The sequence below is a fragment of the Bacillus sp. Marseille-P3661 genome, assembly GCF_900240995.1.
Taxonomy (GTDB): domain Bacteria; phylum Bacillota; class Bacilli; order Bacillales; family Bacillaceae_J; genus OESV01.
The window spans coordinates 432,825-446,930 of sequence record NZ_LT965954.1; the positions used below are offsets into that span (position 1 = coordinate 432,825).

The 14,106-nt window shown below is 35.7% G+C and carries 14 protein-coding genes; 1 reads left to right on the forward strand and 13 read right to left on the reverse strand.

Features of this window, described 5'->3' with window-relative positions; translation table 11 throughout:
* Nucleotides 1-14: 14 nt before the first annotated feature.
* The 11 genes from C1724_RS13125 to C1724_RS13175 form a co-directional block, all read right to left on the reverse strand.
* Entirely contained in the window at nt 15-275 is a 261-nt protein-coding gene (locus C1724_RS13125; RefSeq protein ID WP_102347217.1) for a DUF1292 domain-containing protein, read from the reverse strand.
* Between the two features lie 152 nt (nt 276-427).
* Complete coding sequence (locus C1724_RS13130) at nt 428-862, reverse strand: helix-turn-helix domain-containing protein (RefSeq protein WP_102347218.1); 435 nt, start codon at nt 860-862, stop codon at nt 428-430.
* 167 nt (nt 863-1,029) lie between these two features.
* Nucleotides 1,030-1,197: a hypothetical protein gene (locus tag C1724_RS25645; RefSeq protein WP_180994266.1), complete on the reverse strand. Its 168-nt coding sequence runs from the start codon at nt 1,195-1,197 to the stop codon at nt 1,030-1,032.
* Between the two features lie 48 nt (nt 1,198-1,245).
* The gene (locus tag C1724_RS13135; RefSeq protein ID WP_102347219.1) at nt 1,246-1,422 is read right to left on the reverse strand and encodes a Fur-regulated basic protein FbpA; all 177 of its coding nucleotides are present in this window, start codon (nt 1,420-1,422) and stop codon (nt 1,246-1,248) included.
* 364 nt (nt 1,423-1,786) lie between these two features.
* Nucleotides 1,787-2,989, reverse strand: a complete 1,203-nt coding sequence (locus tag C1724_RS13140; protein ID WP_180994267.1) for a mandelate racemase/muconate lactonizing enzyme family protein — start codon at nt 2,987-2,989, stop codon at nt 1,787-1,789.
* Nucleotides 2,990-3,016: 27 nt separating this feature from the next.
* Nucleotides 3,017-3,655 (reverse strand): GntR family transcriptional regulator, encoded by a 639-nt coding sequence (locus C1724_RS13145; protein ID WP_102347221.1) that lies wholly within the window; start codon nt 3,653-3,655, stop codon nt 3,017-3,019.
* Between the two features lie 231 nt (nt 3,656-3,886).
* Nucleotides 3,887-5,311: an aldehyde dehydrogenase family protein gene (locus C1724_RS13150; RefSeq protein ID WP_180994268.1), complete on the reverse strand. Its 1,425-nt coding sequence runs from the start codon at nt 5,309-5,311 to the stop codon at nt 3,887-3,889.
* Between the two features lie 198 nt (nt 5,312-5,509).
* On the reverse strand, nt 5,510-7,573 hold the full coding sequence (gene fdhF, locus C1724_RS13155) for a formate dehydrogenase subunit alpha (protein ID WP_258000388.1): 2,064 nt from the start codon (nt 7,571-7,573) through the stop codon (nt 5,510-5,512).
* Nucleotides 7,574-7,780: 207 nt separating this feature from the next.
* A complete protein-coding gene (locus C1724_RS13165) occupies nt 7,781-8,557 on the reverse strand; it encodes an enoyl-CoA hydratase-related protein (RefSeq protein WP_102347224.1) in 777 nt (258 codons plus the stop codon).
* Between the two features lie 185 nt (nt 8,558-8,742).
* Complete coding sequence (locus tag C1724_RS13170) at nt 8,743-9,987, reverse strand: benzoate/H(+) symporter BenE family transporter (protein WP_102347225.1); 1,245 nt, start codon at nt 9,985-9,987, stop codon at nt 8,743-8,745.
* An 82-nt stretch (nt 9,988-10,069) separates the two neighbouring features.
* The gene (locus C1724_RS13175; RefSeq protein WP_102347226.1) at nt 10,070-11,629 is read right to left on the reverse strand and encodes an AMP-binding protein; all 1,560 of its coding nucleotides are present in this window, start codon (nt 11,627-11,629) and stop codon (nt 10,070-10,072) included.
* A gap of 499 nt (nt 11,630-12,128) precedes the next feature.
* Between C1724_RS13175 and C1724_RS13180 the strand changes: the two genes are divergently transcribed.
* Complete coding sequence (locus C1724_RS13180) at nt 12,129-13,019, forward strand: R2-like ligand-binding oxidase (RefSeq protein WP_102347227.1); 891 nt, start codon at nt 12,129-12,131, stop codon at nt 13,017-13,019.
* Between the two features lie 74 nt (nt 13,020-13,093).
* Here the strand turns inward: C1724_RS13180 and C1724_RS13185 are convergent, their stop codons facing one another.
* Together C1724_RS13185 and C1724_RS13190 are read right to left on the reverse strand one after the other, a co-directional pair.
* Nucleotides 13,094-13,276, reverse strand: a complete 183-nt coding sequence (locus C1724_RS13185) for a 2-hydroxymuconate tautomerase (protein WP_102347228.1) — start codon at nt 13,274-13,276, stop codon at nt 13,094-13,096.
* Nucleotides 13,277-13,292: 16 nt separating this feature from the next.
* Nucleotides 13,293-14,099 carry a cyclase family protein gene (locus tag C1724_RS13190; protein WP_102347229.1) on the reverse strand — a complete coding sequence of 269 codons (807 nt, stop codon included), beginning with the start codon at nt 14,097-14,099 and terminating at the stop codon, nt 13,293-13,295.
* Nucleotides 14,100-14,106 lie beyond the last annotated feature (7 nt).

Below are 14,106 nucleotides of genomic sequence, written 5' to 3' on the forward strand. Positions count from 1 at the left end.
TTCATATTATATTCCTATTCTGCAGGTGCTGCATCAACAGCAATCTGATATGCATTTAGTAGGGCTTCACTTTCACTTGGGTCCATTATGCCAACTAGAAATTGATTCTCGCCCTCAACTTCAACCCGCATTAAAATCGTCTCATCAAAATTTTCTTGAGAAGTTAATAAGGCATAAGACTGTTCATTCATATCAAATAGAGCTTCTAGTGCAAAATGTTGTTCATTACCTTGCTCATCTTCGATTGTGATTATATCGCGTTCCTCATTTTTCATCTGAAACCCTCCATATTTCTTTTTATAACATTAAATTTCCCAACTTTTACTTCTTTATTGCGTATTTGTTTAATTAATTTAATGTATTGTTTTTGATTCAAGTTGGAGGGTGTTATGTTTTCAAAAGGAAAGTGACCATTAAACGGTATTCTTTAGAAATTACCTTTACTATATAATTCAATAGTAGAAATATCCCAGTCAGGATTAGTTTCATTTATGATTTGCTTTACTTCATACTTGGTTTTAGCTTTTACTTGTATACAATCAATGTATGTTCCTTTTTTCACCCAAACATTGTATTGGTTTACGTTTAACCTAGCCGTAACAACGCTAGTCCTACTCTTACTTTCTTTGCGTTCGACCTTGAAATCTAATTCTAAAGCATCTAAGACCTTGTATAAGGTATCTAAACGTGGTCTGTTCATTACACTTGTTAATCTTGATATAGCAGGTGAACATAGTCCTGTCATTTCTTCTAAATCCTTAAGTGATAGCCCTAGCTCTTTACGTCTAGCTTCAATAATATTGGCCACCTTTGAATAGCGATCAATATACTCGGTGTTAACCTCAAGCTTCGTTTTTACCACGACTACTCACTCCTGTTCCAGCTCATTTATGAGTCTATTATACTACTATATGTTTTAGAACAGCATTAATTAATATGCAAAATTACCAATGGATGTTATTCAAATTTCATTTTAGCCAAAAAAACTGCCTCCTAAGGCAGTATTTAACTATATTATATTTAACGTACTTAAATTGCATTTCCCTTGTTCGTTTCAATACCATTTTCAAGATTTCGTAATAATACGTATGCATCGTGACCGTATTTTTGTAGAAGTTGTTCCCAAATTTCATCGCGCAAAATATCTAATTCAATTATTTGTTTAGCTAACTTTATCACTTCTGGATTTGGATTCATTGAGTAATCTCCTTTCAATACAAATTAGTTATTAACAATTAAGGTCAGTTATAGTTGTTGACGATCATTCGTATGATTTTGAACTCTTAATTTATATATTTCCTCCAATTCGGTTAAAGTTAATTGATATAAGTAAAGATCGTTCTTTTTATATATTCCTTTTCGTATTAATTCTTTTATTAACTTGTTTTTTTGTTGTTCAACTATATAACGTAAAAGCGGCAAATGATTAATCCCCCTTTTATGTTAGTTTTCTTTTCTTAATGGTAAGTTTAACCGAACCTTTTTCCCTTTTCAGTATATTCGTCATAAAATCTTACATCATTTTTTGACGAATGTTAGGTTTTCTAACGTTCTTTTGTGCACCTATTAAAATCAGTGACTAGGGCACCACTGTATTTATCCTTCCTACTAGGGACATATTGAAACATTAAAAAAACAGCCCAATCAACCAGGCTGTTGCTTAACACTCATATAATCTTCAAGATAAATATGACAATATTTCACCTATTTGGGCGAGATAATTGATGACAATACGTATTATTTTGTTTGTTAATTCTACATCAAAAGCAATTGGGCTAAAACATAACTAGAATTTATTTCCTAAATCATCTTTCCACGGATCGCCTGCTGCCCAATGGGCACCGCCGGATGATTTCTCCGTAACTTCACGTATTAAATCTGAACGTTTTAAAATTTCAGGTCTTAGTTCAGCACCAATACCCGTACCCTCTGGTAATTGCATATTACCGTTTTTCACTTGTATAGGTTGAGTAACTAATTTTTCGAAGTACGTATTATAAAATGATCGAACAGATTCACAAATAAATAGATTTGGTATATGTGCACACAGATGTGCATTTGCTAGATTCATAATTGGTCCACCACAATTATGTGGTGCAATTGGTAACTGATAAGTAGATGCTAAGATTGAAATTTTCCTTGTCTCTGTTAAGCCACCAGTCCATGTAATATCAGGCATAATAATATCGGCTGCTTTCTTTTCCATTAAAGGATGGAATTGAAATCTAGAAAACAAGCGCTCACTTGCACAGATTGGCGTTGTAGTTGATTGACGAAGTTGAACTAAACCATCTGTATAGTCAGCTGGGATCATATCTTCGAGCCACATTAAATCATATTCTTCAACAGCGCGTGCAATTTTTATCGCAGCAGGAACATTCCAACATGCATGACCCTCTAGCGCAATTTCGATCTCATCACCAACCGCCGCACGAATTTCTTTTATCACACTTACGCCTTGTTTTAGTAAATCTTTAGATATCGACTGCCCTTGTGTTGGCACACTTAATTCGTCAAATGGCCAAATTTTCATTGCCTTAATTCCATTTTTTAATAAGTCTTCAGCTAATTTCCCTGGTTGTTCAAGAAACATTTCGCGGTCATTATATGTACCATGGCTTACACATGTATTATACACAGGGATTTGCTCTCGACTTTTTCCACCAAGCAACTGATAAACAGGTTGGTTTGTTACTTTACCTAGAATATCCCACAACGCAATATCAATTGCACTTAGAGCTCGCATCTCAGCACCAGCAAAACCATGATAATGGATTGCTTGGAATATATCATTGTAGATTCTTTCAATCTCAAGCGGATTTCTACCTATCATGATGTCTGCACATACATCGTGGATAATGCGACGTGAAGAATCAGGTCTTGGGAACGTTTCCCCTAAACCAGTAACCCCTTCATCTGTATGGATTTGGACCCATAATAAATGGGGATGCTCAGGAACTTGGATTGTTTCAATTGCAGTAATTTTCAATGTAATCATCCTTTCAATATCAGAAAATCAAATATTTAATTTCTTTAGTATTGGATCAATATTAAAATGTACGTTAAAAGCTTTTTGTGCTGCTGCTAAATCTCTTTCTTTTAATGCAACAAGTAATGGATAGTGTTCATCTGCAATTTCTTCCAAGTTAGCATAATAAGTTGGATGTACAGCAGCAATAAATCTTCTTATATGTAAATCAAGCTTTAACCAAATACTTAAGCTAATTGTTTTTCTTGTCTTTTCAATTATTTTTCTATGAAAATTCATATCACATGATATAAGTGCAGCAAGATTTTTCTTTTTGCCAGCTTCTTTCATTTCAGCTAATAATTTTTCAAGTCCTTCAATATCATCTTTTGTTAGCAGATGTATAACAGCTTTGAGAGCATTCAATTCTATTGACCGACGATATTCAAATAATTCCTTTATTTCTTGAAAATTAACGTCAGACACAAATGAACCAGTATAAGGAATCATATCAACTAGCCCATCTTCCTGTAACTTTAGCAATGCTTCACGAATAGGTGCTTGACTCGAACCAAATTTCTCTGCGATTCCAAGTTCAATGATTCGATCTTTTGGCTTCATTACACCTAAAATAATTTCATTTTTTAACTGTTCATAAATCATGTCTTTCTTTGACTTCTTACTCATTTTAGAACCTCAGTTGTAGTTTAGTTTATGGATTTAGAAGACTATTCATCATATCATTTGCAAGAGCCTTTAATTCAAAAGCAAATTATCGATAAATTATCGATAATTATATTGTATTTCTTTTTACGCAATTTAGCAATGCAATTATTTTAATTTTTGAACTAAATAATGCAGATTCATCATACTAAAAAGCCAAGAACTATTACGTTCTTGGCTTTTTAGTAAATTTATCTACGATAATTTAAAAGAAACGAACTTCAACTCTGTCATTTCTTCCACAGAATACTTAATACCTTCTCTACCCATTCCACTTTCCTTTATTCCACCATATGGCATATGATCTACTCTAAATGTTGGAATATCATTAATGATCACACCGCCTACCTCAATCCGCTCTACAGCATCAAATGCTAATTTTGTATTCAGCGTGTACACCCCTGCTTGTAAGCCATACGTCGTATCATTCACTTTTTCAATTGCTTCATCCCATGTATCATAAGGATTTACTACAACAATCGGTCCAAATGCTTCTTTACATGCAATCGATAATGAACTATCAGCTCCTGTAAGTATAGTTGGCTCCATTAGTGCACCATATCTTTTTCCACCGCATTCAATTTTAGCACCACCTACCACAGCTTCTTTACACCATTCTTCAACTCTTATTGCCTCCGATTCATCAATAAGCGCTGAAACAGCTGTTTCCTCCAGGACTGGATCTCCAAGTACAAGTGTTTTTGCTTTTGAAACTAATTTTTGAAGAAACGATTCGTACAAATCTCGTTTTACGAAGATCCGTTGAACTGATATACAAACCTGACCCGAAAAAGCAAAGGCGCCCTGGAGACAACGTTCGACAACTGTATCTAAATTGTCTGTATCGTGGACAATAACCGAGTTTGAACCCAGCTCTAACGTTGTTTTCTTTAACCCAGACTTTGCTTTAATTCCTAAGCCCACATCAACACTTCCAGTAAAAGTAACCATTTTCACACGATAGTCCTTGACAAGTAGATCCCCAATTACACTACCTTTACCTGTCACTACATTTAATGCCCCTGCCGGCAAACCAGCTTGTTCAAATATCTCTGCCGTCAAAAGTGCACTTAAAGGGGTTTTAGTAGCAGGTTTAAGGACAACTGTATTTCCGGCAGCGAACGCAGGCCCTAATTTATGTGCTACTAAATTAAATGGGAAATTAAAAGGTGTAATCGCCGCGATTACTCCAAGCGGTTCTCGGCGAGTATATGCAAAACGTCCCTCACCACTTTTAGATGCATCTAATGGAATGGTTTCACCATGTATTCGTTTCGCTTCCTCTGCTGCAAATTTATATGTTTCTATTGTTCTAGCAATCTCGGTACGTGCTGCCTGAATTGGTTTTGCATTTTCCTTAACTATTGCCATTGCACACTCATCAAAACGTTCTTGGAATATTCTCGAAACACGCTCTAATATTTCGGCACGTTGATGTGCAGGCATTTTTGCCATTACCTTCTTAGCCTGTTCCGCTGCCTCAATTGCAGTGGTTACCTCCTGTTCATCTGCAAGTGGGACCTCGGCAATCTTTTCATTGCTATAAGGAGAATAAAGCTGATAATGCGCTTTTCCTTCTACCCATTTTCCATTTATCAACATCTGTTTTTTACCTACCATTGAACACACTCCTTTATGTATTAGTTTCAATACTTAAGCTCATTACTGTATATGTATTCAATTTAATATGAGAAAAACACGTAATTTGCTGTAACTATCAAATACTTAATATTTTAATAAAAAAATAACAAGCACATGGTTTCTATATACCAAGTACTTGTTATTAAATAGTTATATCAGCAGTCCTGATTTTTATTTCTAACTAGGTACCGTTTCTAATTTTACAGCACATGCCTTAAATTCTGCTGTTCCTGATATCGGATCAAATTCATTTAATGTTAGCACATTGGTAGGAACTTCGCTCCAATGGAAACTCATAAACACTAAACCAGGAACTACTTGTTCGGTAATTTTAGCTTTAACCGTTAATTCCCCGCGCCTTGAGCTTACTTTTACTTGTTGACCATCTACTATTCCTAATTTATCTGCATCCTGTGGATGAATATCAATCGTTTCTTCGGTTTGCTTAATTTTAACGCCTTCTTGATAATAACGTGTCTGGAAATGCGTATTATATGATTCATAGCGTCTTCCTGTTGTTAATACAAATGGATAGTTTTCATCTGTCTGCTCCAAAGGTGGTGTATACTCAACAGGGGTAAACGGAGCTTTTTTCTTCGTATTGCCCTCAGAATGAAAATGTTCATGCAATATAAACGTTCCAGGATGGTCTAGTGTTGGACAAGGATATTGAAGTCCATTTAACTCATCTAACCGCTTATAGGACATGCCACCATATACTTCATGTGCAAGTGTACGTAGTTCGTCCCATATTTCCTCACTACAACGATAACTCATTGGATAGCCTAAACGTGTTGAGATGTCGCACAAAATTTCCCAATCTTCTTTTACGTTCGGTTGTGCATCCACTGCTATACGTACTCGTTGGATCCGTCGGTCTGTATTCGTATAAGTTCCATCAACTTCTCCCCATGATTTTGCAGGAAGAACAACATCAGCCATTTGCGCAGTTTCTGTTAAGAAAATATCTTGTACAATTAGTAAATCAAGTTTCTCAAGAAGTTCTCTTGTATGCGACATATTTACGTCAGCCATTAACGGATTTTCTCCGATACAGTACATCACTTTCACTTCACCAATTTCAATTTTCTCAAATGTACGTGTTTGTGTATCTCCAACCTCTGCAGGTATTGTAACATTCCAATGTTCTTCGAAACGATTACGATACTCTTCGTTTAGTAGAGATACACCACCTGGTAATTGATTTGGTAGGCAGCCCATATCACCCGCACCTTGAACATTATTTTGTCCCCGAAGTGGCATGATACCACTTCCTTTTTTCCCAATATGACCTGTCAATAACGCAAGGTTGGCAATGTCAAAAACATTATTTACACCACAGTGATGCTCTGTAATTCCAAGGGTATACGCAATCATGCTGTTTGGTGCCTTTGCATACTCACGTGCAGTTTCAATAATATCCTCAGCAGCTAGTCCAGTTATCATTGCAGCGTATTCAGGTGTATATGGTTCAACCTGCTTTGTCAAACTATCTAAATTGATGGAAACCCTTTCAACAAATGATTTATTATAAAGTTCCTCTTTTAGAATTACGCGAATCATCGCATTCATTAATGCAATGTCAGAACCAACTTTAAGCTGTAAATGGCGATGTGCTGCCTTCACCATATCAATTTTCCTTGGATCCACAACAATAATTTTCAATCCATTTTTAGCAGCCTTTTTCATTCTATTAGCGATAATTGGGTGTGCTTCCGTTGTATTAGAACCCATTAGTAACAACACATTCGCTTCATCAATATCCTCTAACGAATTCGTAGGTGAACCGTTTCCAAATATAGTTGCCAGACCGGCAACACTTGGTGCGTGTCAAGTACGGTTACAGCCATCAATATTATTAGAGCCAATGGCTGTTCTCATAAATTTTTGGGTAATATAATTCGATTCATTGGTTGTCCTTGAACAAGCAAACATTGAAAAAGCTTTCGGCCCAAATTGACTTTTTATAGAAGTGATCTTATCTGTAATATATTGATAAGCCTCCTCCCATGTTGCTTCAATCAATTCTCCAGACTTGCGAATTAAAGGTACTTGCAAGCGTTCCTTAGCATGAACATACTTATATGCGAAAGCACCTTTTACACAAGTTTGCCCCTTGTTTACAGGCGCTTCTTTATCTCCACGTATTTTAACAATTTCATTATTCTCTACTTCAAGTATTAACCCACAACCTGTGCCACAATAGCCGCAAATTGTTTTTACCTGTTTTGTAGCTGACATCTCCCTCACCCTTTCTTAAAAATGTAAGAGACATTGAATTGATAGACTCTTAAATTAATCATACTATGTTTTTTGAAAATTTAAAAATGTTAAACTTGTATTTTTTATGACATTTATTATATTAGTAGTCTTTTCAAATACTAAAAACAATCTGCTAATTTAAAGTTTTTTTAAATTAAAACCTAAAGTATAAAAACTGCTAGTATTCTACTGTCCCTTAAAGTTTGGCAGCCGTTTTTCTTGAAAGGCTTGCAATGCCTCAAGCCGGTCTTTCGTTGGAATTGTCACTTCATATGCTTTCGATTCAATAGCTAGTCCTGTTTGAAAATCTGTTTTTAAGCCATTATTAATTGCATATTTTGCTTGCCGAACAGCAATTGGCCCATTTCTCATAATCATCTCCGCAAGTTGCTTTACTTTCTCTAAAAGATTTTCGCCTGGCACAACATTAGTTAGTATTCCTAAAGCTTGTGCTTCATTTGCACTAATCTGTTTTGCTGTAAAAATTAGTTCCTTTGCTTTCATTGCTCCGATAAGCCGCGGTAACCGTTGTGTACCACCTGCACCAGGAATAATACCCCAGCTTGTTTCGGTTAATCCAAACTTTGCGGTGGGAACAGCATATCGAAAATCACAGGCAAGAGCCAATTCCATTCCCCCACCCAAGGCATAGCCATTAATAGCAGCTATAGTTGGCTGTGGCAAGTCTTCAACAGCATTGAATACATCTCGAATCTTATATACATTTCGGAGGACTTCTTGTTCTGATAGGGTCTTTCTCTCTTTTAAGTCAGCCCCTGTACAAAAAGCTTTTTCACCCGCTCCTGTAATAATAACGGTCCGCGTATTATAATCCGTTTTTAAATTTCCAAACACGTCTTCTAAGTGTAATAACGTTTCATAGTCAATGCAATTCAGTTGTGCTGGACGATTGATAATGACCGTCATTAAATGGCCTTCTTTTTCTACGATAATTTTCTTCATAGTATGCCTCCTTAATACATCAGCCATATTTAACTTAAGAACAGTTAAACTGTTCATCTATATATATGCTTAATAACCAAAAATATATAAAATTCTCTTGTTATGCGGAAGAATAACAAAAAAAAGATTCAGTTTTCCATTCTAAAAGAATAAAAAACTGAATCTGGCAGATTAAAAAATTTTAGTTATGCAGTTTCTGAGATATTTGACTCGGCCACTTGTTTTTCCATACTAAAGTGTTGTTTCTCAAGTATTAATGAAACTATAACACCGCCAAGAAGAGACCAAAACGGAGAACCTACACCAAAGAAACTTACACCTGACATTGCAATTACTAAAGCGAAAAATGCACCAACCTGGAATTTTCGTACTGAAAATGCTTCCTGTAATGAACTTAGAAGAACACCGATCATCGCTAAACCTGCAACCGTCGCAACTAATACTCCAGGCATAGCAGTTACAAACGGAACAACTACCCCTGCAAATAATCCAAATGCTCCAAATAAGATACCATTAACAATAACAGCTGCATATCTACCTTCTTTTTTCTCTCCCGCTTCATCAGACGCACAAATTGCTGTCATCGGGCCTGCAATATTCGCATTATGACCTCCAAAGATAGATGTAACGATTCCGCCAATACCACTCCAAATTGTCATAGCATTTATAGGGGGTTTATAACCTTGTGCCATTAAAACCCCAATAGCTTGCGCATTTTCAGCACCAATTACAAGTAAAGCTAGTGGAATCGACACAGACATAATTGCTTCTAAACTAAATGTTGGCATTACTAGCTGTGGAACAATAAATCCACTTTCAATATCTTTCATTTGAAATTGACCTAAAGCGAATGCGATTACCATCGCAACACCAAAAGCAGAAACAATTGGTGGGAACTTTTTTAAATATCTTGTTGAAATTAAATATACGATGATGGCTGAACCTGCAATTAAAGGTGCAGCTTCTATTGATGTAATCATACCCGTCCCAAAACGGATCATAGCACCAACGATCATCCCCATAACAATTGGCATTGGAATCCAGCGCATAACCTTACCGATTACACCTGTAAGACCCAGTACTAATACAATTATACCTGCAACTAAATATGCACCTGCTGCTTCAGATAAGGAAAATTGCGTAAGCGCTCCTGCTACTAATACTGAACCTGGGATTGAGTATGCACCAGCAATAGGTTGTCGGTATTTTAGAGCTAAATATAAACCAATTAGTCCACCAAAAAAGTAGATTGCAAATAACCAAGAAATTGCTTGTTCATGTGTTAAACCACCGCTTGCAGCTCCACCAATTACAACCAATGCAGGACCTGTACATCCAAAGATTGCCGCAAGTGTACCAGCACTGATAGTGTTAGCGTTTAAAAACTTCGGAACATTTTTTAAACCTACTGACAATTTGTTTTCATTCATATAAATCCTCCTTTTGTTTTAAGTTTCCTGAAGGGAACATTGTTGTTCCCCTAATTAAATAGAATGATTGTTTGTTATTGCTTTATCCAACAAAATTTGTTGTTTCATCATATACTTCAAAATCACCTTCTTTAAATTTGCGACGAAGGATTTTTCCAACTGGACTCTTAGGTAACTGCTTAATAAATACATATTTTCTAGGACGTTTAAAATTAGATAGCTGTGCGCTATTTTTGCAAAATTCATCAAGCTCTTCGATCGTAATTGACGGATCTTTTGGTACAATGTAGGCCGTAACAATTTGTCCCCAATGTTCATCACTTTCACCTGCTACAGCTACCTCTAGTACTTTTGAATGTTTAGATAGTACATCTTCAACTTCTAGCGGATGAATATTTTCACCACCAGAAATTATCATGTCATCTACCCTGCCAACAACATATAAATCACCGTCATCATCTAACATGCCTAGATCACCAGTAAAGTACCAGCCGTTTCGAATGGCTTTTTTATTCGCATCTGGACGGTTCCAATAACCTTTAAAACTTTCAATTGAATCGGTTGAAACAATAATCTCTCCTACCTCACCTTTTTCAACAAGATCATCTGGTGTTGAATTACCATCGGCATCCGCTGTAACTAAGCGGATTCGTTGATGAAAACCTGGTTTTCCAGCACATCCTGGCTTTTCAACAACATTATGGCAAATTGTAAAGGTATAAACTTCAGTACTTCCATAATGATTAACAAATACCTCTGGTTTAAGTAGTTGTACACATTTTTCTGTAAGTGCACTCGTCATAGATGCACCTGCATAACCGATTTTCTTTAGCTTTTGAAGATTATATTGATGAAAATCGTCATGATTTAAAATGTCATGGTATAAAGTCGGAACTAAATAAAGCGAGGTGATTTCTTCATTACTAATAACCTCTAACGCAGCTTTTGCATCAAAGTCTGGCAACGCCACATACTTACCATTTAAAAATGCAATGGATAGTAAGGAGCGCATCCCCATCGTATGATAAAGCGGCATTGTTCCCAATGTACTTTCATTATCCTCGTATTTATTTTGAATAATGTGTGCAGTTGCTGCTGCATATTCATTTTTATTACTTCGTGGTACACCTTTCGGTTTACCTGTTGTACCTGATGTATATAGCATTAGTGCAATATCATCTTCATGTATAGTAGGCTTTATAAAGCCCCCTGGACTTGCAGTAATGAGGTCCGTGTAGGATGTATCTCCATCTTCTGCTTCTCCAACAGATATTAATATAGGTTTTGTTTGAAACTTAGCTTGAAAAACCGCGTTTTTGCTAGCGCTTTCATAAACAACAGCTTTTGAATCTGAATCATTTACACAGTACTCAACTTCTTCAGAGGAGAGTCTGAAATTAATGGGGGTATAAACCGCACCAAGCTTTTGAATGGCCCAATATAAAACCACATTTTCAAATCTATTTTTTAATAGAATCGTAACTCTATCATTTTTTTTGATTCCTAATTGTTGTAGAGAAGCTGCTAACTTATTAATTTCGTGATCTAATTGATTATAAGTTAATCGCATATCACCTTGGACAAATGCAATTCTTTCGGGATGCCTTTCTACTAAAAATTCAAACATTGTCGATAAGTTCATATTACTACTCTCCTTTTCTTAAAATTAGTAAGCGGTTTCATTTGAAATTTAAATTAATAAAAACAGTTATAATTACTATTTAGCCGCCACGCCTTTCTATGAAGTATTTTTTCAGAAAAGTTTATGTTTTAAGTATAATTTGATTAATCTTCATCGTGTTTTAAAATTTTATTTTTGGATTTTTAAAATTTTATCATCTTTTTATAGAATTTAATCTTTTTATATTCATTCTATTTACAATTTTACTTATTAAGTAATAATTAGGGAATTTTAGGATATATCAACATCTAGTTATTTTTTTAACAAGCTTTATTTCAATAATAAAAATAAAAACCCTATAGCTAATGGTAAGGATATGGAACCGCTCACCTTCCAGTGGAAACACAGTAGTTCCATTAGAATGATAATTTTTTAATCTTCCCCTATAAATAGCTGGCTAATATTTGGCACGATTCTTGCTTAATATAAATTTATATAAAAACATAGGGAGGCAAATAATATGAGTAAAATATCAGCAGATCGTTTAAACTATGAAAAGGTAGACCAAGAGTTAGAAAGAATTCAAGATTTGACACAAGAAGATCGACGCGAGGCAGATGAGTTAGCACACTCTCTATACAGAATGGCTATTCGTTTTGGTACGTGGGATCCAATGGAAATTGATTTAACTGAGGATAAAAAACATTTCGAGCAAATGGATGAACAAAAAAGAAACTATCTAATCCACTTCTGTACGGGTTTTTGGAATGCTGAGGAAAATGTGGCTATCCAATTTTGCCCTTGGATCATGGTAGCACCTACAACATACCAACAAGCATATTTAAGTACACAACTTGTTGAAGAATTTAAGCATACTGAGTTTTTCGAAAGGTATTTTAAAGAAGTACTTGGTGTTAACCGTGGAACTAAAGTCCAAAATATTGTCCATGATAGTTTGGATCAAAGAGGTAAACAACTTATTCAAGCAATTGAAGATGGACCCGTCCAAAGAGAAGCAGCCATGGTCGAAGGAATGGTGCATTATCAAGGAACAATAGAAGGTGTTCAAGCAATGGTTGGTTATGATGTCTACGAGGCAGTTTGGGGGCAATATGGATTACTACCAGGACTTAAAGAAGGTTTTAAAAATATTAAACGAGATGAAGGCCGACATGTAGGTTTCGGACTGCGGATGTTAAAACAGTTTGCCAAAAAGCCAGAACATGCTGAAAGAATTAGAAACGTATATAATGACTTACTACCAGCTATGTTAATACGCTATGACCAAGAAGTTATTGTTAATGGAAAAATTATTGAAACACCAAAAGAGGTACAAGGAAAAGATCGAATTGCAAAAATGTTTGAAAGAAGAATGAAAGACATATTAGGCGAGCAACTACAAGAAGTGTAAAATAAGCATTTAATCCTAATTAAAGAATAAAAGCTTAAGAGAGAATAAAATCTCTCTTAAGCTTTTTATTTAGATTACTCACTTTTTAGTTTTTGTCCAACTGCGAAGCGATTTGGCGGTACTTCATTGACGAAAACCCTAATGGCTTCATATGGAGCATCAAGACCTTCATGAGTTACTTCGACTACTTTTTTTATATATTCCTTAATCTTTTCATCTTCCCGCCCTTCAACGAGCGTGATATTTATGATCGGCATATGTTTGCGCCTCCTTTTAAATTAATGCAATCGGTCTAATTGGTGAACCTGTCGCACCAACTATTTTTATTGGAAGAGAAATAAATAAAAACTCATATTGTTTAGTTTCACTAAGTTCCTCTAACAGTAGATTCTCAATGATATTAATACCGTTGCGAGCGATCAAAATCATGTGTACTTCTAATGTAATGTTATGATGGTTCATTACTTCAAATGCAGACGTATCAGAGCCAACAGCAGATGGTTTCCATTGTGCTAACCACTCGCCAGCTTTAACTCCCGGTCCAGGGGCTCCTTCTTCTCCGCCAAGATACTTTGACGCATCATCCCAGAATTTCCCCCATCCAGTACGAATTAGTACAACATCGCCTTCACGAATTTCAGAACCCTGTGCTCTTGCTGTATTTACTAAATCCTCTTCCGTTATTTCATAAGCAGGATCCAGTGCATCAACCGCTTTGTACGCTGCAACATCTAATAGAATGCCTCTTGTAAAGGTAGGCTTTAAATTTTCAGCACCTAGATTTTTAAATAATTGAGTGCCTTGCTGTTCTTCACTTGCATCATGCCCACCAAATAACTTTCCATCTTCTGATACATGACAAAGTGCATCTATATGTGTACCAGCATGCGTACTTAAAACCATCATTTCATTTGAAGAACTATGGCCACAAGGGCGGATCACATCTCCATGTCGATTGTTTAATGTAATATGGTAAGGTGGATGTGCAGGATGAATTGGCATACCTTTTACCATTGGCTGACTTAGATCTATTTGTTTTCTTGATTGAATGTCTTCAAGTATATTTATAATAGTTGTCATAATATCC